At 62.4% G+C, this 19,832-nt stretch carries 23 protein-coding genes and 1 riboswitch; of the genes, 18 read left to right on the forward strand and 5 right to left on the reverse strand.

The genetic code is table 11. The features are described from left to right. Window positions 1-218 precede the first annotated feature (218 nt). Window positions 219-419: riboswitch (cobalamin riboswitch) on the reverse strand. 26 nt (window positions 420-445) lie between these two features. Beyond that, window positions 446-877, reverse strand: coding sequence for a hypothetical protein (locus YY7_RS0100700; RefSeq protein ID WP_155254979.1), 432 nt, complete (start codon window positions 875-877; stop codon window positions 446-448). Window positions 878-956: 79 nt separating this feature from the next. Here YY7_RS0100700 and YY7_RS50180 point away from each other — a divergent pair, with 79 nt between their 5' ends. The 4 genes from YY7_RS50180 (at window position 957) to YY7_RS0100720 (ending at window position 4,843) form a co-directional block, all read left to right on the forward strand. After that, complete coding sequence (locus YY7_RS50180) at window positions 957-1,694, forward strand: ATP-binding cassette domain-containing protein (protein ID WP_196237196.1); 738 nt, start codon at window positions 957-959, stop codon at window positions 1,692-1,694. Then, complete coding sequence (locus tag YY7_RS0100710; RefSeq protein ID WP_028161549.1) at window positions 1,691-2,680, forward strand: ABC transporter permease; 990 nt, start codon at window positions 1,691-1,693, stop codon at window positions 2,678-2,680. Before YY7_RS50180 ends, YY7_RS0100710 begins: the two co-directional genes overlap by 4 nt. A gap of 23 nt (window positions 2,681-2,703) precedes the next feature. Continuing rightward, complete coding sequence (locus YY7_RS0100715; RefSeq protein ID WP_196237197.1) at window positions 2,704-3,711, forward strand: substrate-binding domain-containing protein; 1,008 nt, start codon at window positions 2,704-2,706, stop codon at window positions 3,709-3,711. 109 nt (window positions 3,712-3,820) lie between these two features. Beyond that, window positions 3,821-4,843 carry a dehydratase gene (locus YY7_RS0100720; protein ID WP_028161551.1) on the forward strand — a complete coding sequence of 341 codons (1,023 nt, stop codon included), beginning with the start codon at window positions 3,821-3,823 and terminating at the stop codon, window positions 4,841-4,843. 127 nt (window positions 4,844-4,970) lie between these two features. Here the strand turns inward: YY7_RS0100720 and YY7_RS50185 are convergent, their stop codons facing one another. Together YY7_RS50185 and YY7_RS62525 are read right to left on the reverse strand one after the other, a co-directional pair. After that, window positions 4,971-5,510: an IclR family transcriptional regulator gene (locus tag YY7_RS50185; protein ID WP_051396414.1), complete on the reverse strand. Its 540-nt coding sequence runs from the start codon at window positions 5,508-5,510 to the stop codon at window positions 4,971-4,973. Then, entirely contained in the window at window positions 5,468-5,776 is a 309-nt protein-coding gene (locus YY7_RS62525) for a helix-turn-helix domain-containing protein (protein WP_051396415.1), read from the reverse strand. The genes YY7_RS50185 and YY7_RS62525 overlap by 43 nt, the downstream gene beginning before the upstream one ends. Before the next feature lie 228 nt (window positions 5,777-6,004). On the opposite strand from YY7_RS62525, the gene YY7_RS0100730 reads away from it, so the two are divergent. From YY7_RS0100730 to YY7_RS0100765, 9 genes are all read left to right on the forward strand, one after another. Further along, window positions 6,005-6,904 (forward strand): dihydrodipicolinate synthase family protein, encoded by a 900-nt coding sequence (locus YY7_RS0100730; protein WP_028161552.1) that lies wholly within the window; start codon window positions 6,005-6,007, stop codon window positions 6,902-6,904. 55 nt (window positions 6,905-6,959) lie between these two features. Then, a complete protein-coding gene (locus YY7_RS0100735) occupies window positions 6,960-8,360 on the forward strand; it encodes an ABC transporter substrate-binding protein (RefSeq protein ID WP_051396416.1) in 1,401 nt (466 codons plus the stop codon). Further along, window positions 8,360-9,319, forward strand: coding sequence for a carbohydrate ABC transporter permease (locus YY7_RS0100740; RefSeq protein ID WP_080663507.1), 960 nt, complete (start codon window positions 8,360-8,362; stop codon window positions 9,317-9,319). The genes YY7_RS0100735 and YY7_RS0100740 overlap by 1 nt, the downstream gene beginning before the upstream one ends. Then, a complete protein-coding gene (locus YY7_RS0100745) occupies window positions 9,309-10,148 on the forward strand; it encodes a carbohydrate ABC transporter permease (RefSeq protein WP_028161555.1) in 840 nt (279 codons plus the stop codon). The genes YY7_RS0100740 and YY7_RS0100745 overlap by 11 nt, the downstream gene beginning before the upstream one ends. Before the next feature lie 35 nt (window positions 10,149-10,183). After that, window positions 10,184-11,233 (forward strand): ABC transporter ATP-binding protein, encoded by a 1,050-nt coding sequence (locus YY7_RS0100750; protein WP_028161556.1) that lies wholly within the window; start codon window positions 10,184-10,186, stop codon window positions 11,231-11,233. 27 nt (window positions 11,234-11,260) lie between these two features. Then, window positions 11,261-11,596, forward strand: a complete 336-nt coding sequence (locus YY7_RS64730; RefSeq protein ID WP_349642643.1) for a dihydroxyacetone kinase subunit DhaK — start codon at window positions 11,261-11,263, stop codon at window positions 11,594-11,596. Continuing rightward, complete coding sequence (locus YY7_RS50190) at window positions 11,593-12,258, forward strand: dihydroxyacetone kinase subunit DhaK (protein ID WP_349642644.1); 666 nt, start codon at window positions 11,593-11,595, stop codon at window positions 12,256-12,258. Before YY7_RS64730 ends, YY7_RS50190 begins: the two co-directional genes overlap by 4 nt. Beyond that, window positions 12,258-12,875: a dihydroxyacetone kinase subunit L gene (locus YY7_RS0100760; protein WP_035688735.1), complete on the forward strand. Its 618-nt coding sequence runs from the start codon at window positions 12,258-12,260 to the stop codon at window positions 12,873-12,875. The genes YY7_RS50190 and YY7_RS0100760 overlap by 1 nt, the downstream gene beginning before the upstream one ends. Window positions 12,876-12,996: 121 nt before the next feature. Next, window positions 12,997-13,803 (forward strand): NAD-dependent protein deacetylase, encoded by an 807-nt coding sequence (locus tag YY7_RS0100765; RefSeq protein ID WP_028161558.1) that lies wholly within the window; start codon window positions 12,997-12,999, stop codon window positions 13,801-13,803. 73 nt (window positions 13,804-13,876) lie between these two features. On the opposite strand, the gene fliI is transcribed toward YY7_RS0100765, so the two are convergent. Both fliI and flgF read right to left on the reverse strand, forming a co-directional pair. Continuing rightward, a complete protein-coding gene (gene fliI, locus YY7_RS0100770; protein WP_028161559.1) occupies window positions 13,877-15,208 on the reverse strand; it encodes a flagellar protein export ATPase FliI in 1,332 nt (443 codons plus the stop codon). Between the two features lie 30 nt (window positions 15,209-15,238). Continuing rightward, a complete protein-coding gene (flgF, locus tag YY7_RS0100775) occupies window positions 15,239-15,970 on the reverse strand; it encodes a flagellar basal-body rod protein FlgF (protein WP_028161560.1) in 732 nt (243 codons plus the stop codon). A 250-nt stretch (window positions 15,971-16,220) separates the two neighbouring features. Here flgF and motA point away from each other — a divergent pair, with 250 nt between their 5' ends. The 5 genes from motA to YY7_RS0100800 are packed head-to-tail and all read left to right on the forward strand — an operon-like array spanning window position 16,221 to window position 19,821. Next, window positions 16,221-17,126 (forward strand): flagellar motor stator protein MotA, encoded by a 906-nt coding sequence (motA, locus tag YY7_RS50195; RefSeq protein ID WP_035688843.1) that lies wholly within the window; start codon window positions 16,221-16,223, stop codon window positions 17,124-17,126. Further along, the gene (locus YY7_RS0100785) at window positions 17,126-18,061 is read left to right on the forward strand and encodes a flagellar motor switch protein FliM (protein ID WP_035688738.1); all 936 of its coding nucleotides are present in this window, start codon (window positions 17,126-17,128) and stop codon (window positions 18,059-18,061) included. Before motA ends, YY7_RS0100785 begins: the two co-directional genes overlap by 1 nt. Further along, window positions 18,042-18,323: a hypothetical protein gene (locus YY7_RS0100790; protein ID WP_028161562.1), complete on the forward strand. Its 282-nt coding sequence runs from the start codon at window positions 18,042-18,044 to the stop codon at window positions 18,321-18,323. The genes YY7_RS0100785 and YY7_RS0100790 overlap by 20 nt, the downstream gene beginning before the upstream one ends. Window positions 18,324-18,374: 51 nt before the next feature. Further along, a complete protein-coding gene (gene fliN, locus YY7_RS0100795; protein WP_028161563.1) occupies window positions 18,375-18,773 on the forward strand; it encodes a flagellar motor switch protein FliN in 399 nt (132 codons plus the stop codon). A gap of 13 nt (window positions 18,774-18,786) precedes the next feature. Beyond that, window positions 18,787-19,821, forward strand: a complete 1,035-nt coding sequence (locus YY7_RS0100800; protein ID WP_028161564.1) for a flagellar motor switch protein FliG — start codon at window positions 18,787-18,789, stop codon at window positions 19,819-19,821. Window positions 19,822-19,832 lie beyond the last annotated feature (11 nt).

Consider the following 19,832-nt stretch of genomic DNA (forward strand, 5'->3'; position numbering starts at 1 on the left):
GGGCCTTTGCCGAAGAAGATTCGAGCAGGAGAACCGGCAGAAAGTATCTGAAAGCGAGCCGGGCAGCATCACGCTGCCTTACGATAGTAACGATAGAGAGCACGAGCAGACCTCGGTATGACGTCAGTGGCACGTCACCGCAAACGAGGTCTCGCTCGAACGTGCCTATGGCACGCCGGACGAAAACAATGTCTGTACTCCCCGACCGACATTTTTGCGTGTGACCACGGCTGACGGCAGGTCTCCTGGCTTGCGGGTCCCAACCCTTCGTCGCCTTCCCAGGACCGAGGCTCCCAGTGGCGCATGACGAAAGATTCGCCGCTCACAGTTGCGGGGGCAGCCGCGGCATAGAGGAGAAAGTCCCCGCACCGCGTTCCCTTTTGATCCCCGTTAGGGGAACCGTCGGTCGCGATCTAGGAGATTGTCTGAGCCTAAGTCAATCCTGTCACAGAGTAGGCATCAGGACACCGCGCGCATCCACGTCGCGGCGGAGGATGTGCAACTCTTCCGCCGTCGGCGCCTCGGTTTCGGGCACCGATGAAAGGTCGCCGAGGTCGAATCCAGTGGCGTCCTGCAGCTCCCGACGGCTGACGCCGCGGTGGATTGAGCGGACCTTCATGCGCCCGGCCTCGCGGTCGAAGTCGAACAGACATTTGGGGGTGACGACCATGCAGGGCCCGCCCCAGTCGAGGCCCAGCTTCCTGCGTCCTTCGATCCCTCCCGGATAGCCCACGCCGGAGACGTAATCGACCTTCTCGACGAAGTTGCGCCGGTCATGGTGCGGCATCATCACATATTCGCGCCGGAACAGCGTCATATGCTCGGGCTGCAGGATCGGGCCGACGAGGCGAACCCTGGACGTGGCGTCGACCAGCAAGGATGCGCTCATCGGCCTCATGGTCGGGCGTGACCTCGGCGAACGCTTCCCCGCCAAGGGGAGGGCGCCCGGCAAGCCGGTGCTGGAGGCGCGGGAGATTTCAGGTCACGGCTTCAGGGACGCAAGCCTGACATTGCGCGCCGGCGAGATTCTCGGCCTCTCCGGCCTGGTCGGCGCAGGCCGAACGGAGCTGGCGCGCGCCCTGTTCGGTGCAGCCCCGATCTCGGCGGGGCGCATCCTGATCGACGGAGAACCGGTCGTCCTGCGCAGCCCGGCGGACGCGATCAGAAAGGGCGTGTCCTACATCGCCGAGGATCGCCGCGACGGCCTCTTCATGCCGCTTTCGGTTCGCGAGAACATCGCGTTCGCGGCTCCGGAGAAGCACAGCCGCTTCGGCGTGCTCAACAGCCGCAAGCAGGCCGAGCAGGCGTGGGCGTTTATCGGCCGCCTCAACGTGCGGACCCCTCATGCCGAGCAGCCGATCGCCGTGCTGAGCGGCGGCAACCAGCAGAAATGCATCCTTGCGCGATGGCTCCTCAAGGGCGTGCGCGTGCTCATCCTTGACGAGCCCACCCGCGGTATCGATGTGGGCGCCAAGCGCGAGATCTACGCGCTCGTCGATCAACTCGCCCGCGAGGGAATCGCGGTCCTGCTCATCTCCTCCGAACTGCCCGAGATCCTGGGCATGACCGATCGCGTGCTCGTCATGAGCGACGGGCGGATCACCGGCGAAGTCGAGGGCGACCGTGCGACGGAAGAAAGCCTGCTCGGTCTCGCCCTCCCCGCTCACTCCATCAAGCAAGAGCTTCACGCATGACCGACACCGCCATCACGGAAGGCGCGGCCTCTCCCAAATCCGCCAACTCCGGTTACAACCGGGCCCTGGGCTTGCTGGTGCGTTACAGCAACGTGCTCGCACTCGTGCTGCTGCTCGTCGTGGCGAGCCTGCTGTCGCCGTACTTCCTGTCCTCGCGCAATATCCTGAATGTGTTGCGCGGGGCGACCATGATCGGCCTCGTCAGCATCGGGATGACCTACGTCATCTTGAACCGGGGTATCGACCTTTCGGCCGGCTCCATCGTCGGCATTTCGGCCGCCTTGACGGCCGGCTTCGCGCACTACGGCGTGGGCGCCGCAGTGCTGGTCGGGGTCGCGGCGGGGGTCGCGGTCGGCATCGTCAACGGGCTGCTGATCACGCGCTTGCGCCTGCAGCCCTTCATCGCGACGTTGAGCACGATGATCTTCGTGCGCGGCCTCGTCTACATCTATACGGAAGGCAGCAACGTCATCGTGCGCGATGCGTCGACGGCCTTCACTTTTCTCGGGTCCGGCTTCATCGGGCCTGTTCCGGCGCCGGTGGTGCTGTTCGCGTTCGTATGGCTGATCGCGGCTGTGACGCTCCGCTACACCGTGTTCGGCCGCGCCGTCTACGCCGTCGGTGCCAATGAGGAGGCGGCTCGCCTCTCGGGCATCGCAGTCGAGCGCAACAAGGTGCTCGTCTACACGGTGAGCGGGCTGCTGGCGGGGCTTGCGGGCGTGGTCCTGGCGAGCCGCCTCACTGTCGGCGAGCCCAATGCCGGCACGCTCTATGAGCTCGACGCCATCGCAGCCACGCTGATCGGCGGCACTACCTTCGATGGCGGCGTCGGCGGTGTCGGCGGCACGGTGCTCGGCGTGCTGATCATGGCGTTCCTGTCGAACGTCCTCAACCTGCTCAACGTGTCACCTTATTCTCAGATGCTGCTCAAGGGCGTGATCATCGTTCTGGCGGTCGTCATGAGCGAATGGAGAAAGCGGCGCTGAAGCCCGCAATTGGAGGAAAAATCATGACCCACGACGGAACGCGGCGGGCGAACCGCCGCGACATCCTCAAGCTCGGCGCCGGCGCTGCGGCGCTCGCGTCCGGCGCCATCTGGGGACAAGACTCGTTTGCGCAGGCCGTGCAGGGAAAGACCGTCGGCTTCACGATGTCCTTCTCCAACACCGAGTGGATCAAGCAGCAACAGGCAGGCATCGAGGAGACCGCCAAGAAGTACGGTCTCAAGACCGTCGTCTATGATGCCAACGACCAGCCGGCCAAGCAGGTCCGCGACATCGAGGATCTGCTCGTCCGCAACGTCGACATCATCATCATCTCGACTTACTACGCCGAGGCGGTCACGCCCGCGGTCAAGCAGATCAACGAAGCCAAGATTCCGATCGTGGTACTCAGCTCGCCGCTGGCCGGCGGCGTTGATTTCGCGTGTCACCTCGCGACCGACACCATGGCGACCTCGCGTTCGGCCAGCGAGTACTACGTCAAGAAGCTCGGCGGCAAAGGTCTGATTGCGCAGATCGAGGGCAAGCCTGGATCGGTAATCAACCAGCAGCCCGGGAAAGGCTGGCGTGAAGTCATCGAGAAGCATCCGGACATCAAGATCATTGGCCACATCGTCGCCAACTACGACCGCACCCAGGCCATCAAGGGCATGGAGGATCTGCTCCAGGCCAACAAGCAGATCGACGCGGTCTACTGCCATAATGACGACATGGCTCTCGGCGCTGCGCGCGCCGCCAAGGAGGCGGGGCGCAAGGACCAGATGTGGTTCACCGGCTATGACGGTCTCACGGTCGAGGCACTGGAAGGTATCTACAAGGGCGATCTCGACGGCGTGTGGGAGTATCTTCCGTTCGGCTCGGAGGGGATCGAGGCCGCGGTGCAGATCCTGCGCGGCAAGCCGATCAAGAAGACGATCGCCTTCGATTCCCCGTTGATCACCAAGTCGAATGTGACCGAGTGGTATGACCCGGAGAGCCGCAAGCGGAAGGTCCTGCCTTCACGCCTGACCTTCTGATGCTCCGATCCCGGACTCCGGCCGGGGTCCGTTGTTTCCTTGCATTCGGCCGAAGCCGCAGCCGGCCGCCGTTCGCGCAGCAATCGAAGAGCGCTTCCAGGACGTGACCATGACCCAATCGACCGCCGCCGCACCGAACCCCTGGCGCGATCTGACCGACCCTCGCCGGGCCGTGACCGTAGATGACCTCGAAGCCGGCCTGAAGGAGCCGGTGTTCGAGAACCTGCGGATCCCGGAGGAACTGGGGCCGGTGACGATCACCATCGACGATCACAAGATCAAGCGCTTCGCTTTCACCCAGGACGACTATGGTGCCTGGTACCTGCGGGGCGAGAGCCCGTTCGACGGTGCGCGCATCGGTCATCCGGCGCTGCTGGGCAATGATCTCGTCCAGCTCTTCACCACGCGTTATCGTGCCAGCAAGACGGTGGGTTTCCACACCGAGGAGCAGATCTGGTTCGATAGTCCGGTGAAGCTGGGCGAACGCGTGACGCTCGCCGGCCAGTATGTCGAGGCCTATGAGCGGCGCGGCCAAGGCTATGTGGTCATGGAAGCCCAGGCGACCGCCGAGGACGGGCGCAGCATCGTCAGGCACCGCGGCGTCGAGATCCTGCGCACGGTGCCGGGTCTCATCGCCGGCCGCGGCAGCAGCAAGACGACCGAACGCAGCGTGACGGGAGAGGTTGCGGACTGTGCGCGGCGGATCGAGAAGGCCGGTAGCGATGTGGCTGTGGGCGACGTGTTGACGCCGCTCACCAAGGTCTTCACGGCCGAGCAGACCGCCGTCTTCTCGCGCATCGGCGAATACGTGCGCAATACGCACAACGATCTGCAGATTGCCAAGAAAGGCAAGCTGCCGCCCCTGATCGTGCAGGGCCAGCAGGAATACGGCGCCGCAGCGGCGCTGATGGCGCGGGTGTTCGGCGCAGCCTGGTTTACCAAAGGCTGGCTGAAGATGAAATTCATCAACACGCTGCAGGTGTTCGATCCGGTGTCGTTCTCGGGCGTGGTGACGGCTGTGGGCACGCTGGCCGATGGCGTGCGTGTCGTCGAGCTCGAGGTCTGGGCGCGCCGCGCATCGGATGCCAAGCTCACCGCGGTCGGCTGGGCGTCGTGCAGGTTGCCGGCCTGACGTTTTATCGGTTCGAGCAGCGCTGCCTCAGAGCTTCGGTTCTGATTGAATCAGAACCGAAGCTCTAGATTTTTGTGTTGACGCGTTTTCTTCACGCGAGCCGGTGTCCACTTCGCTCGAAAACGCTTTAGGTGGCCACGCCGCGGATGCGGTAGCCGAGCTGAATGGAGAGCGCGTCGGCGTGCTGGACCACAAGCGGGGCAATGTTCTTGACGCGGCTATCGTGCAGGCGCTTGGACGTGCCGGTGACGCTGATGGCGGCGATCACTTTTCCGCTGGCATTGCGGATCGGGGCGCCAATGCAACGCGTATGCGGTTCAAACTCGCCATTGTTGAGAGCATAGCCGCGCTCGCGGATGATCCGCAGCTCCTCGCGAAGCTTGTCGGGATCAGTGATCGTGTTGCGCGTATAGGCCACCAGGCCCATGTCGATGATACGCTGGACGACCGGGGCAGGTTGGAAGGCCAGCGCGGCCTTGCCGACGCTCGTGCAATAACAAGGTGATGACTCGACGAGCGTGGCGGAGTTGTTGCGGACCAGTGGTCCACCCGGAGTATGCGACACGAACACCATGCTGATGCCGTCGAATACACCCAGGTGCACGCCTTCCTGCGAAGCCTGGGTCAGCGATTCGACGATCGGCCGCTGCTGCTTCTGCAGATCCATGCTCGACAGCACGGTGTTGCGAGCTGAAGCAGGCTCAGGCCCAACCGGTACTCGTCCCTGGTATGATCCTGATCGAGGAAGCCGATCTCGCGTAGCGAGACGCACCATCTGTGCGCGGTGCTGCGCGGCATGCCGGTTCGTTCGGCGATCTCGGAAACGCTGAGGCTGCGCTCCAGGACGGAGAAGCACTGAAGCACCTTCTGCATCTTCTGCGCGGAGGTTTCGGCGCCGCTGTCTTTGTCCGCCTCGCTGTTCACGGCGTCCATGTTTTCCCGTCCTGAATATGATCTCTGGACGTCCCAATATATGGGATACTCGTTCTACGAGCAAACGGATGAAATTCGTATTTTATCCCGACTATCGGGATATCGTTTCGCTGAAAACGCAATTAATCATGTCATTTCAATTTGTTGATGATTTTTGACAAGGAAAAGGTGCGCCGTTATCGGTGCCATTTATCAGGATCAACTAGAGTTGCGGAGTCATCGTAAATCATGAGCACCACCTTGAAGGGAATCATCCCGGCGCTCGTCACCCCGTTCGATCAGGACGGCAACATCGAGGAGGCCAAGTTCAGGTCTCATGTCCGCTATATTCTCAGCAAGAAGGTGCATGGCGTGTGCTTCGGCGGTTCGACCGGCGAGGGGTTCACGCTCGAGACCGCCGAACTGCGTCAGCTCGCTGCGGCTGCTGTCGAAGAGGTCAACGGCAAGGTGCCGGTCGTAGCCGGCATCATTTCCAACAGCACGCGCGATGTGGTTGCCAAGGCCAAGGCGCTTAACGGTCTTAACATCACCGCGCTGCAGGTCACCCCGACATTCTACGTGTTCGACTACGGCGAACAGGCGATGTTCGACTATTTCAAGCGCATCTGGGAAACGGTCGGCATTCCTCTTGTCATCTACAACGTCATTCCCTGGAATCTGCTCAGCACCGAGCTCGTCCTGCGCATTCTGGAGGAGATCCCGGGCGTCATCGGCATCAAGCAGAGCCAGGGCAACATCAAGCGCGCCGCCGAGCTGGTAATCCGCGCGCCGAAGGGCAAGGCGATCCTCGCCGCCATCGATGACCTTCTGTATCCGTGCTTCATGATGGGTGCGCAAGGCACTCTGGCTGCTTCGCCGACGGCCGCGCCGGGTCCCTGCGTCGCGCTGTGGGATGCGGTCGAGCGCGGCGATCATGAGCTCGCACTGAAGATCCATAACAAGCTCGTCCCATTCTGGAACCTGATGGGCCACGAGAATCTTCCGGCTCTCGTCAAGTATTGCCTCGAACTTCAGGGCGATCACGTCGGCCTGGCGCCGCGGCATCCCATGCCGCCGGCAAGTGAAGAGCAGAAGAAGGTCATCCGTCCGGCGCTCGAAGCGCTGCTCGCGTTCGATCCGGGACGCTGATCGTCTCTCATATCTACAAAATCGGCGCGCGAAGTGCCTAGCGAGGAGGAAGAACATGTCCAGGAGTCCCGAAGCGGCGAATCCCGAAGCGGCTGATGCTGCTCTCCCGGCGGCCGGCGCCATCAATCGCCGGGACGTCTTGAGGACGATGGCTGCGCTGACGGCCGGCGCCGCCGTCGGCCTGCGCTCTCCGCCAGTGCTGGCCCAGGCGAAGCGGTTCGATGGCGTCACGCTTCGCGGCGCCTGCTTCCAGCACGTCTTCCATGAGAATGTGAAGGCCTATCTGCCGGAGTTCGAGAAGGCGACCGGGATGAAGGTCGAGATCGATCTCCAGGCCTTCCCTGTCTACAACCAGCGCATGGATCTCGAGCTTTCCACGCAGGGATCCAGCTACGACTTCATCAACATCACTTTCCCCTATTCGGGCCGCTGGGTTGGTGCGGGCTGGCTCGCGCCGCTGGACTCGTTCGTCAGTGATCGCAACCAGACCCCCGCGGAGTGGAATCCCGACGACTTCGTCAGCGGCACCCAGACCCCGTTCCGCGGCAAGGACGGCAAGACCTACGGCTTCGCCTGGGAGGCCGGCGCGATGATGATGGGGATCGCGCGTTACGACCTGATCGAGAAGGCCGGTCTTAATATCCCCGAGACACTCGAAGAACTCGCGGCAGTCTGCGCGGCCGTCCATGGCAAGGATGGCGTTGCGGCCTACGTGAACGACAAGCTGCATCACTGGAATTTCCCGCCCTACCTCATGAACATGGGTGGCAAGGTGTTTCGCAAGGCGCCGGACGATCTGATGCCGACGCTCGATACGCCGGAAGCGGCGCGCGCCGCGCAATATTATGGGGATCTCCTCAGCAAATATGGCCCGCAGGGCGTGTTGTCGTTCACCGACGATCAGGCGCTGCGCAGCCAGACGGAGGGGCGCGCCAACATTCGCACCAATGCGATGGCCTGGGTGCTGCCGCTCGCCAAGCGCGCCGATTCCAAGGTCAAGGAGACGGCGCGCTTCGGCATGATCCCGAAGGGCGCCGGCGGCAGCTTCCCGGGCTGCAATGCCAATGGCTACGGCATTCCGGTCGGTGCGCGGCAGAAGGAAGCCGCGTGGGCCTTCATTCAGTGGGCAACCTCGAAGGAGACATTCCGGCGTATCGCGTTCGAGCGCGGCGGCCTGGCCGTTCCGCGCCGGTCCATCATCGACGATCCAGAATACCGCAAGGTGCTCAACATCAACGGTCAGGATGTCGCCGCGCTCTATCTTCAAATTTTGGAGCGCGCCGGCGAGGGCAACTACATGAGCTACCGTACCGTCCCGGTCTTTCCGCAAGTGGGCGACAAGATCAACAAGGCGATCGAGCGCATCGCCTCGCGTCAGCAGAGCGCGGAGGCTTCCATGGCGACGGCACAGGCCGAAGCCGTTGCCGATCTGCGCAAGGCCGGTGTTGCGCTTTAATGTCGATCTCCACCAAGGTGTCGGATTACGCCGCGGCCAGCGATGGCCGTGGCGCAGCTATCGGCGCGCTTCCCCATTTCGAACGACAGCGGATCCGCTTTTTCTGGATGCTGCTGACGCCGGTGCTCGTGATCCTCGCCATCGTCACGCTGCTGCCGACGATCTATCTTCTGGTCACCAGCTTTACGCCGCTGAGCCTGGCGACGCCGGGAACGGCCTGGAATTTCTCGGACCCGCTGGCCAACTACAAGGTTCTGTTCGGCGACAGCAGGCTGCACAACAGCCTGTGGGTGCAGCTCAAGCTGTCGTTCTTCACCGTGGTGCTGCAGCTCCTGCTCGGCCTCGTCGTCGCCTTGCTGCTGAACATGCGCACCGCGCTGATGGAGGCCTTGCGCTCGACGTTTCTCGTGCCGATGGTGTTGCCACCCATCGTCGTGGCGATCATCTGGAAGGTGCTTTACTCGCCCGACATCAGCCCGGCGTGGTGGATATTCAAAGCGCTTGGCTGGTCCGTCGCGACGCCGATCACCGATGCCAATTGGGCGCTGACCGCGATCATCATCGCCGATACCTGGGAGTGGTTTCCCTTCACGATGCTGATCATCCTGGCCGCGCTCTCGATGATGCCCGAGGAGCTGCGCGAGGCCGCCCGCATTGACGGCGCGACAAGCTGGCAGCTCACCTGGTTCGTGACGCTGCCCTATCTGCGCAACACGCTTCTGGTTGCCGGCCTGTTCCGATTGATCGACAGCATCAAGACCTTCCCGCTGATCTATATCCTTACCGATGGCGGGCCGGGCACCGTGACCGAAGTCTCCAACTATTACGTCTTCTCGCAGTCCTTCAACTACAGCTATATCGGCTACTCGTCGGCAGTCACCATGGTGCTGCTTGCGATCACGCTGTTGCTGAGCTGGATCATCATCCGCGTCGTTGCAGGAGAGTCCCGTGTCGACTGACGCTCCCTCCTATCTCCCACGTCGCGAACGCATTCTTGCCAACACGCTCGTCATCGTGCTCGCGATCCTGACGCTGTTGCCCTTCCTGTGGTTTGTGGTGATGAGCTTCAAGCCGTCGGACGAGTTCTTCACCGGAATAGATGGCTTGTTCTTCAAGCCGACGCTGAAGAACTACGAAGGGTTGTGGACTGGCCGGTTCTCGGTGTCGATCTGGAACAGCATCGTCACCAGCACGGTTTCGACCGGGTTGGCGCTGATGATCGGAACGCCCGGCGCCTACGCGCTGTCGCGCGCCACCATGCGTCGCGAGCGCACGTTCTCGCTGCTCATCCTGGCCTCGCGAATGGCGCCGCCGGTCGCTTTCGCCATTCCCTACTTCCTCGTTTACCGCAATCTTGGACTACTGGACACGAAGACCGGCCTCATCATCGTCTACCTGACTTTCAATCTCGCGCTGGTCGTGTGGCTGATGCGCAATTTCTTTGATGGGACGCCGCGCGCGCTGGAAGAGGCCGCCTGGATAGATGGTGCCAGCCTCTGGAAGACATTCGTGCTGATCGTTCTTCCGATGTCCACTCCGGCGATAGCCACCACGGCAATGTTGTGCTTCCTCTATTCCTGGAACGACTTCTTCTTCGCCCTGACGTTGACCCGCAACAGCGCCATGACCGCTCCCGTCGAGGTCGTGAACTTCATGAACTACGAAGGTTGGGAGTGGGGCAAGATCGCCGCCGGCGGCACGCTGATCATGATGCCTGTGCTGCTCTTCTCGGTGCTGATGCGCAAGTACCTCGTCGCGGGCATGACCGCGGGCGCGGTCAAGGGCTGACGCGGGCTCGCCCTTCGCGAAGGAATAAACATGCAATGAGTACGGTAACGATCAAGGATGTGCGCAAGCGCTACGGCTCTCTTGAGGTGATCCACGGGATTTCGGTCGACATCGAAGACGGCGAGTTCGTCACGCTCGTCGGGCCGTCGGGCTGTGGCAAGTCCACGCTGCTGCGCATGATCGCCGGGCTGGAGGTCATCAGCTCCGGCGCGATCAGCATCGGCAGCCGCGTTGTCAACGACGTCGCGCCGAACGACCGTGACATTGCGATGGTATTTCAGAACTACGCCCTCTACCCGCAGATGACGGTCGCTCAAAACATGGGTTTCGCGCTGCGGCTGCAGAAGCGTCCGAAGGCAGAGATCGAAAAGCTGGTGCGCCAGGCTGCGTCCATTCTTGACCTCGAGAATTATCTGGAACGCTATCCGCGCCAGCTCTCCGGCGGCCAGCGGCAGCGCGTGGCCATGGGCCGCGCCATCGTGCGCAACCCGCAAGTATTCCTGTTCGACGAGCCGTTGTCGAACCTCGACGCCAAACTGCGCGTGCAGATGCGCTCCGAAATCAAGAACATGCACCAGCGGCTCAAGACCACGACGGTCTATGTCACGCACGATCAGATCGAGGCGATGACCATGGCCGACAAGATCGTCGTGCTGCGCGGCGGCACGGTCGAGCAGGTCGGACGACCGCTGGATCTCTACGACAAGCCGGCCAACAAGTTCGTGGCCGGGTTCATCGGCTCGCCTTCGATGAACTTCATTCCGGCGATCGCGGGCGGCGGGCGCATCGTCGCAGACGGCGGGGGAGATCTCGGTTCGGCGCCGCCCATGCAGGACGGACGGAAGGTGATCTTCGGCATCCGGCCGGAGCACATCCACGTCGGCAAAGCGGGCGTGGACGGGACCATATTGCTGATAGAGCCGACCGGTGCCGAGACGGTGCTGCAGCTTCGTGTCGGCACGACGCCAGTCACGGCCGTTGTCCGGGAGCGCATCACGGCTGCTGTAGGGGACGTCATCAAGCTGGCGTTCGACCCCGTCATTCATCTGTTCGATCCCGGGACCGAAGCGCGTATCGCCAACTGACCTTGTGCCATTCCAGGAGGGCTTCTCATGAAGAAAATCATCAACTCACCCTCGGACTATGTTGACGAGATGCTTGCCGGCCTCGTGGCGGCCCATCCCTCGCTTGCTCTGGGCGGAGAGGCAAGGCGCGTGGTGCGCCGGGCGGAAGGCGCGCGTCAGGGGAAGGTCGGCATCGCCTCGGGCGGAGGCTCGGGGCATCTGCCGCTCTTCACCGGTTATGTCGGCAAGGGGCTGCTCGACACCTGCTCCATCGGCAACGTCTTCGAGGGACCGAACGTGGCCTCCTGCACCGAGGCCATCAAGCTTGCTGATGGTGGCGCCGGCGTGCTGCTGCTCTATGGCAATTACGGCGGCGACCCATGAATTTCGACATGGCCGCCGAGATGCTTGAGCTTGATGGCGTCGAAACGCGCACCGTGCTTGGCTGCGACGACATCGCCAGCGCCTCGCCTCTGGAGGCGCGCAAGCGGCGTGGTGTCGCCGGCATCGTCTACGCCTACAAGATCGCCGGCGCACGCGCAGAGGAGGGGGCCAGCCTGTCTGATGTCGCCGGGATCGCGCAGAAAGCTGTCGATGCGACCCGTACCATCGGCATGGCGACCGCGCCCTGCCGCGTGCCCGGCGCGGACAGATCGACCTTCACCGTCGGTAAGGATGAGATGGAGATGGGCATCGGCATTCACGGCGAGCCCGGCATCTGGCGCGACAAGCTGAGATCCGCTGACGAGATCGCGACCGAAATGATCGAGCGCCTTCTGGCGGAGCAGCCGCGGGGCAGCGGCAATCGGGTCTCCATCCTCGTCAACAGCCTGGGTGCGACGCCGCTGGAAGAGCTGTTCATCCTCTACAGGAAAGCGGCCCAACTCCTGGCGGCACGCGGGCTACACATCGTGATGCCGCTTGTTGGCCCCTACGTGACGTCGATGGAGATGGCCGGCGCCTCGATCAGCCTTTGCTTCCTCGACGACGAACTGGAGCGCCTTCTCGCTGCTCCCGCATACTGCCCATTCTGGACGGTCGGCTGATGCTGTCGGCAAAGTCCCTCATTTCGGCAGCGTCGCGCGCTCATGCCGCGATGCCGCAGCTCGAACAAGAACTCAATGCTGCCGACGCGAAGTTGGGCGATGGCGACACGGGCGGTATGCTTGCCAGGGTGATTGAGCGGCTGGCGTCGGTGGATGCGAAGGACGGCGACGATCTCGGCCGTGTCTGCGGCGCTCTTGCACAGGCGGCCGCGGCTGCCACCGGCTCCAGCCTTGGCACGCTATTTGCGACCGGACTTCTCGCGTTCGCTCGCGCCACGAAAGGCCGCACCGAGCTTGCCGCCTCGGAGCTGGGTCCGATCCTTGCCGATGTGCGTGACGCGATGCTGAAGCGCGGCCAATCGGCGCTCGGCGACAAGACGGTCATCGACGCGATCGATGCCGTTGCCAAGGCGGTCACGGGCAAGTCGGACTGGACCGAGATGGTCAGCGCCGCGCGGCAGAGCGCCGCCGCTGTGTTGGCCGATTTCAACGACAAACCCTGCAGGATCGGCCGTGCGCGGATGTTCGGCGACAAGAGCCGCGGCCTCGACGATCCCGGAATGCTGGCATTTGTCAGGCTGGTGACCGCCGTTACGGAAGGCAATCATGCTTCATAAGGCCTTGCGCGCGGGCTCGGCCGAAGTTGGTGTCGAGAGCGGTCCCCGTCCGGGGCCCGGCGCACAAGCTCGCGGGCTCCTACTGGCGTCAGCGACACCGACGCACTAAATACTCCCGGCCATGCAAGACGATGCGCTCGAGGACTTCATCAACCGCCACTCACGTCTGTTCGTCCTGACGGGAGCAGGCTGCAGCACAAATTCCGGCATTCCGGATTATCGCGATAGCGACGGCAAGTGGAAGCGGACGCCGCCGGTCACCTACCAGGCCTTCATTCGTGAGCACGCGACCCAGCAGCGCTATTGGGCGCGAAGTCTGATCGGGTGGCGGAGGTTTGGCCGTGCGTTGCCCAACGATGCCCACCATGCGCTGGCCAAGCTGGAAGCGAAGGGACGAAGCAAAATCCTCCTGACGCAAAATGTGGATGGGCTCCACCAGGCTGCAGGCAGCAGGCAGGTCATCGACCTGCACGGACGACTTGATATGGTTCGGTGCCTGGGATGCGCGTCGACGACCCTGAGGTCGACTTTTCAGGACGAACTGGCTCGCCTGAACGGCGCGTGGCTCGGTTTGGACGCCGCGGACGCTCCGGACGGGGACGCTGACGTCGAGAACGAGGATTTCTCAAGCTTTGTCGTACCGGCTTGCCGATCGTGCGGGGGCGTTCTCAAGCCGGATGTCGTCTTCTTCGGCGAAAATGTTTCGCGCGAGATCGTTGCCACCGCTAAGAGCCATTTGAACGAAGCCGACGGCATGTTGATCGTCGGTTCCTCGCTCATGGTCTATTCCGGCTTTCGGTTCGCGCAGATGGCCGCTCAAAATGGTCTGCCGATCGCGGCCGTCAATCTCGGTCGGACCCGTGCCGATCACCTGCTCACGCTGAAGATAGAAGATCGCTGCGAGGCGGCGCTTGCCTTCTTGCTATGAGAAACTCGGCGAGTGTCAGGAACAACAAAGCTACAGTGACCTTCCGAGGTTGGCCTCCCGGAAAGGCAAACCGCTACTCGATTGCGGCCTTGATGAGGTTCAGCAGTTCCTGATACGGCTCACGGCTCGGCGGGTCCGACGGCGCCTGCCGCATCAGATCGTAGATCTTCGGAACGAGTTGGACGGCTTGATCGAGTTCGCCGTCGCGACCCGGCTGATAGCCGCCCATCAAGCGCAGATCGCGCGTGTCCTCGAAGCGCGCGATCATGGCGCGCAACTTTCGCAGCAGATTGCGCTCGTCCGCGGTCCAGACCTGTTGGGCCAGGCGCGATACCGATGAGAGTACATTGACGGCGGGATAGCGCCCTTGATCTGCGACCTCCCGGTCAAGCACGATGTGCCCATCGAGAGTGCCGCGCACCGTATCCGCTATCGGCTCATTGTGATCATCGCCATCGACGAGCACGGAGTAAATGCCGGTGATTGAGCCCTGTCCGTCGATGCCGGGTCCGGACCGTTCGAGCAGGCGCGGCAGCTCGCTGAAGACGCTTGGGGCGTAGCCGCGCGCAACCGCCGGCTCGCCGGTGGCCAGTGCTATTTCGCGGGCCGCGTGAGCGAAGCGTGTGACCGAATCGACGATCAGCAGCACCGATTCGCCGCGATCCCGAAAATATTCGGCGATCGTGGTGGCGGTCTTTGCCGCCAGGCGGCGCATCATCGGACTCTCGTCGCTCGTGGACACCACCGTGATCGCGCGCGATTGATGGTGAACCAGTGCCTCCTCGAGGAATTCGCGTACCTCGCGGCCGCGTTCGCCGACCAAGGCCGTGACGACGGTGTCGAAACCCTGGCTTTGCGCGATCATGGACAGCAACGTCGTCTTGCCGACGCCTGACCCGGCGAAAATACCAATACGTTGCCCGACGCAGAGCGGCGTAAACAGGTCCAGCACCCGCACTCCCGTCCGCAACGGTGCGCGCACCCGGGCGCGGCTGATGGCGGGTGGCGGGCTCGCGTCCGTTGACATCACCCGGTCCCCGACGTGCAACGTGCCAGCGTCGTCGAGCGGCTCGGCAAGGGCGTTCAGCACCCGGCCCTTCCAACTTGGATGCGGCGAGATCGTCTTTGGTGGATGACGATAGGCAACGAGGCCCAGGCCCGCCCCGATGTGGGAATCGAATGGCTTGGCAGTGACGCCGTTGCCGTCGATACGAACGACCTCTCCGAGTTGTACCTGGCCATCGATTTCGAGCCCGATCAACTCGCCCAGTCTTACGAATCGCGAGAGGCCCGAGACGCGGTAATGCGTTGGCGCGACCTCTGAAACGGTGCCGCCCACCCGGACCGTCGGCACGTCCTTGCGAAGCGACGAAAGCGTCGATTCCAGCCGCTCCAGCGCATTCATTCGGTCACCAGGCTCCTGTATTGCTGGCTGCTATGCCTTGGGCGGTTCGCCAAGCGAGCGAATCGCATTCTGCATCGTGCCCTCGGAGCCCTCGACAAGCGAGGTGACGCTCTGGAACGCGCGCGAGGCGGTGATCAACTGTGTCAGCTCCGATAGCGGATCGACGTTGGACTCCTCGACATAGCCCTGCTGGAAGCCGGTGTACATGAAATCGACGACGGGCGTCGCGGCACGGTCCGGAATGACCCCCGAATTGCCGTAGCGCTCCAGCTTTGCGCCCACAGGAATGTCGAACAGGCCGAGCACTCCGACCTGGTTTATGCCTTGCGTAATGGTCCCGTCTCGCGAGATCGTCAGCGGTCCGCCCTCGGGATCGACGATGATCGGCGTGCCGCCTGCATCGAGCACGGGGAACCCTGAAACGGTCTGCAATTCGCCAGTGCGGTTGATCTGCATCCGGCCGTCCCGCGTGTAAGCCGTGCCGGTGGGACCGGTAAAACCCATCCATGTGTTGCCGATGACGGCGACGTCGAGGGTATTCTCGGTCCGCGTCACGCTTCCGGGCCTTCGGGAGATGAAGTTTTCCCCGGGGGTCGAGAAGGCGACGGGCTGGGATGCGGCGCGCGACATTGCCGTTTCGAACTTCACCGCGTCGGCGCGGAAAGCGGTCGTCTTCATGTTCGCCAGATTGTTGGCGATGGTCTCAAGCCTCTTTTCGACGGCGACCTGAGCGGAAAGGCTGACATAGAGCGCTGATTGCATACCGGCTATCGTCCGATCTTCAGGTTGCTGCGCGCCGTCCGCTCGGAGATCGAGCCGGATTGCCGGAGATCTCCGATAGCTTGCGATCGTGGGACACCATCGCGAAAGCAGCTCCTGCGCGCACACGGGGATTAAGACTGGCTGAAAAATCGACCGGCAAGCTTGTGTGAGGCTGTTCGCGCCGGTCCAGTGACAGCTTCGTGCAAGGATCGCTGCCTAAACGAATGTGTCCCAATTCGGAGCGGTGGGCTTGAGCATTCTTTTTGGCGTCATCGTCACGATCGCGAGCCTGCTGGGCGGCTTCGTGGCGATGGGTGGGCATGTCAGCGTGATCTGGCAGCCGTGGGAGTTCGTCATCATCGCCGGCATGGCGATCGGCACCTATATTGTCGCGAACCCCTGGAAAGTCGTCATCGACACGGGGGTCGGGATCGTGCAGGCGCTTACCGTGGCGGTGCCGAAGCAGCGCCACTATCTCGACCTGCTCGGACTTCTGCACGCGCTCATGCGCGAGGTGCGCAACAAGGGGCGCAATGAAGTCGAGGCGCATATTGACGACCCGTCATCGTCGGAGATCTTCCAGAACTTCCCGACCGTACTTGCCAACGATTCTCTCGTGCACTTCATCTGCGACTATTTTCGCCTGATCGTCATGGGAAGCGCGCGACCGCATGAGATCGAGGCGCTGATGGACGAAGAGATCGAAACGATCGTTCGTAGCAAGCTCAAGCCGTACCATTCTCTGATGATGGTTGCGGAAGGCCTGCCGGCGCTTGGAATCGTGGCCGCGGTCCTGGGTGTCATCAAGGCGATGGGGGCGCTCGATCAGTCGCCCAAGCTTCTCGGTGGCCTGATCGGTTCGGCGCTGGTTGGAACATTTGCCGGAATTTTTCTCTCGTACGGTCTTGTTGCGCCTTTGGCCCACAAGGTCAAAATGGTGCGTGAGCAGCAATGCCGGATGTACATCATCGTCAAGCAGACGCTGCTTGCCTTCATGAACGGCGCGCTGCCGCAGATCGCAATCGAGCATGGCCGCAAGATGATCGGACCTGGCGATCGTCCCTCGATCGACGTGGTGGAAAACGAGACCATTGCCGGCCCGGCCAAGGGCGGCGGCGGTGAGCAGGTGGCGAAAGTGGCGGGAGCGAAGGCCTGATGTCGGAAAGCAAGCCACTGCGGCACGAGCCGGCGCCTGATCAACTGCTCGGAGCTGCCGGAATCTCGGTCGATCGCATGCCGATGCTGCATGTGATCTTCGATCAGATGACCAACCTCTGCGCCGAGAGTCTCCGGTCGATGTCGCCGTCGCAGTCGTATTTTTCGCTGACCGGTGTCGGTAGCGACCGTCTTTCCGAGATTCTCGACGGCCGCGAATCAGAGGCGATCGTGGCGGTGTTCTACGCGCAGGCGTGGGACGGCCGAATCCTCATCGGCTTCGATCGCGACTTCGTATACACGATGGTAGAGCTGTTGTTCGGCTCCGACGGGGCGGAACCACCGCTGGACATGCCGCGCGTCTTCTCGAACGTGGAGCTGCATGTTGCAGAAGCGCTGTTCGAACGCTTCGGCAAGGCATTGCAATCGTCGTTCTCGCGCGCTTCGGAGGTCCAGTTCAATCTGGAACGCGTCGAGACGCGGATGGATTATCTGGCTATCGGCCGGCTCAACAACATGGCCGTATATGCCAAGATTCTGGTCCAGGGATTGGACCGCGGTGGCGAGATGTTCATCGTCATTCCGCACGCCGTTCTCAATCCTATCCGCCAGGCGCTTTCGCAGATCGTGTCCGGAGAGTCCGTATCCACGGACCCGAACTGGAGCAAGCAGCTCCACAACGAGATCCAGCGCACCGAGGTGGTGCTGAAAGCGGTGCTCGAGGAGCGCTCGCTCACTCTCGGCGAAGTTGCGGGATTTCAGGTAGGTCAGGTGATCGAGCTGAATGCCACGCCGAGCACTCTCGTGAGGCTCGAGTGCAACAATCAGCGGCTGTTCTGGTGCCAAATGGGGCAGCTCAACGGGGTCTATTCGCTGCAAGTCAAGGAATCGGCGGATCAAAAGCGGGAGTTCATCGATGGCATCCTATCTCGTTGACCTTATTCTCCTGGCGGCGCTGCTTGTCACCACCATCCGTGTGACGAGGATGCACCGGGAGCTCGTTCACCTGCGCGCCAGCCAGGGCGATTTCGCTTTCATTCTCGGCAAGACCACCGAAACCATGGATGACATGGTGCTCATGGTGCGGGAGTTCAGTGCCGACGGAAAGCAGCTCGTCAATGTCCTCGGAAGCAAGATCGAAGAGGCGCGCAAGGCAATCACCGATATCGAAACTCGCGCCGATGTGTCCCGCAGGTAGTTATAGTTGGCGTGATCGCCGGAATATGAAATTGCCGAGAAAGCAAGTGAAATGAAGCAGCCATTCGAAACCGAATCAGCCGCCTCCCCGACAGCGAATCCGTCGGAGACGGCCAAGCTGGGAGGAGCCGCGTTCGGAAAACTCGCGGATCTTGCTGCGCGCGCGGCGGAGGAAACCAGCCGGCTTACAAACCTTGAGCCGATCCTGCGCATTCCGGTCACTGTCCAGGTTCTGCTTGGCTCGGCGACGATGCCGGTCGCCGATCTGATGAAGCTGGGGCGAGGCGCCGTCATTCCGCTGGATCATCGCGTCGGCGAGCCGGTGGAGGTGGTTGTCAACGGCCGAATCGTGGCGCGCGGCGCGGTTGTCGTCGTGGAGGACGAGAACTCGCGATTCGGCGTGTCGCTCACCGAAATCGTCGGAGGATCCCCAGGCGATGTAGAGGCGTAAGGGATCTGCCCGAATGGCGTTCAATGCACCTGCAAAGCGTAGCTCCGAAGCCAGGCCGCTGAGCGGTACGGAGAAGGTTGCCGCGCTCCTTCTGGCCATGGGCCGGGAGCTCTCCGGCGGCGTTCTAAAGGAATTCGATCCGGATGAGATCAGGATCGTCACGCGCGCAGCGGCGGAATTGAAGCCTATTTCAGGTCCCGAGCTCGAGGCGATCATCGAGGAGTTCGCCCAGCACTTCACGACCGGGCCAAACATCTTCGGAACGGTTGGCGAGCTGGAGAAACTGCTGACCGGCGTTCTTCCTCCCGAGCAGGTCACGGACATCATATCGGAGGTGCTCGGCAACAAGACCAAGTCGGTGTGGGAACGGGTCTCTTCCGTGTCCGAAAGCCTGCTGGCCAACTATCTGCTCAAGGAGCATCCGCAGACGGCCGCCTTGATCCTTTCCAGGGTGAAGCCCGCGTGCGCCGCGCGCGTGATGAGCCTGCTGCCGGCGGATTTGCGGCACAATCTGATGCGCCGCATGCTGAGCCTGAAACCCGTTGTCGAGGAGGCGATGGGGGTCATCGAGAAGACCATGCACGAAGACTTCATGATCAACTTCGGGCGCAACCTCGCATCCGACACCTATCCTCGCATGGCCGACATCATCAACAAGATGGAGCGGACGCAGATGGAGGAATCGCTGAAGAATCTCTCCGAATCGCGACCGAAGTCGGCGGAGATACTGAAGGGGATGCTGTTCACGTTTGACGATATCGTCAATCTCACCGCCAAGGCGCGCATGCTGATCTTCGACCAGGTCCCGACCGATCGCACGGTGATAGCGCTGAAGGGAACCGATACGAGCTTTCGCGAGCTCATTCTGTCGTCGCTGGCGTCGCGGACGCGCCGGATGGTCGAGGGCGAGCTTGCCAGCAGTGTCCCTTCGAACCAGCGCGAAATCCTGGAGGCGCGCCGCGCGATCACGGACCTTGCGCTCGACATGGCCGGGCGAGGAGAGATCGAGCTCAATCCGGATCAGGAAGATGGGCCGGTATTCACGTAAAGACTGACGGT

The organism is Bradyrhizobium elkanii WSM2783 (assembly GCF_000472865.1).
GTDB classification, from domain to species: Bacteria; Pseudomonadota; Alphaproteobacteria; order Rhizobiales; family Xanthobacteraceae; genus Bradyrhizobium; species Bradyrhizobium elkanii_A.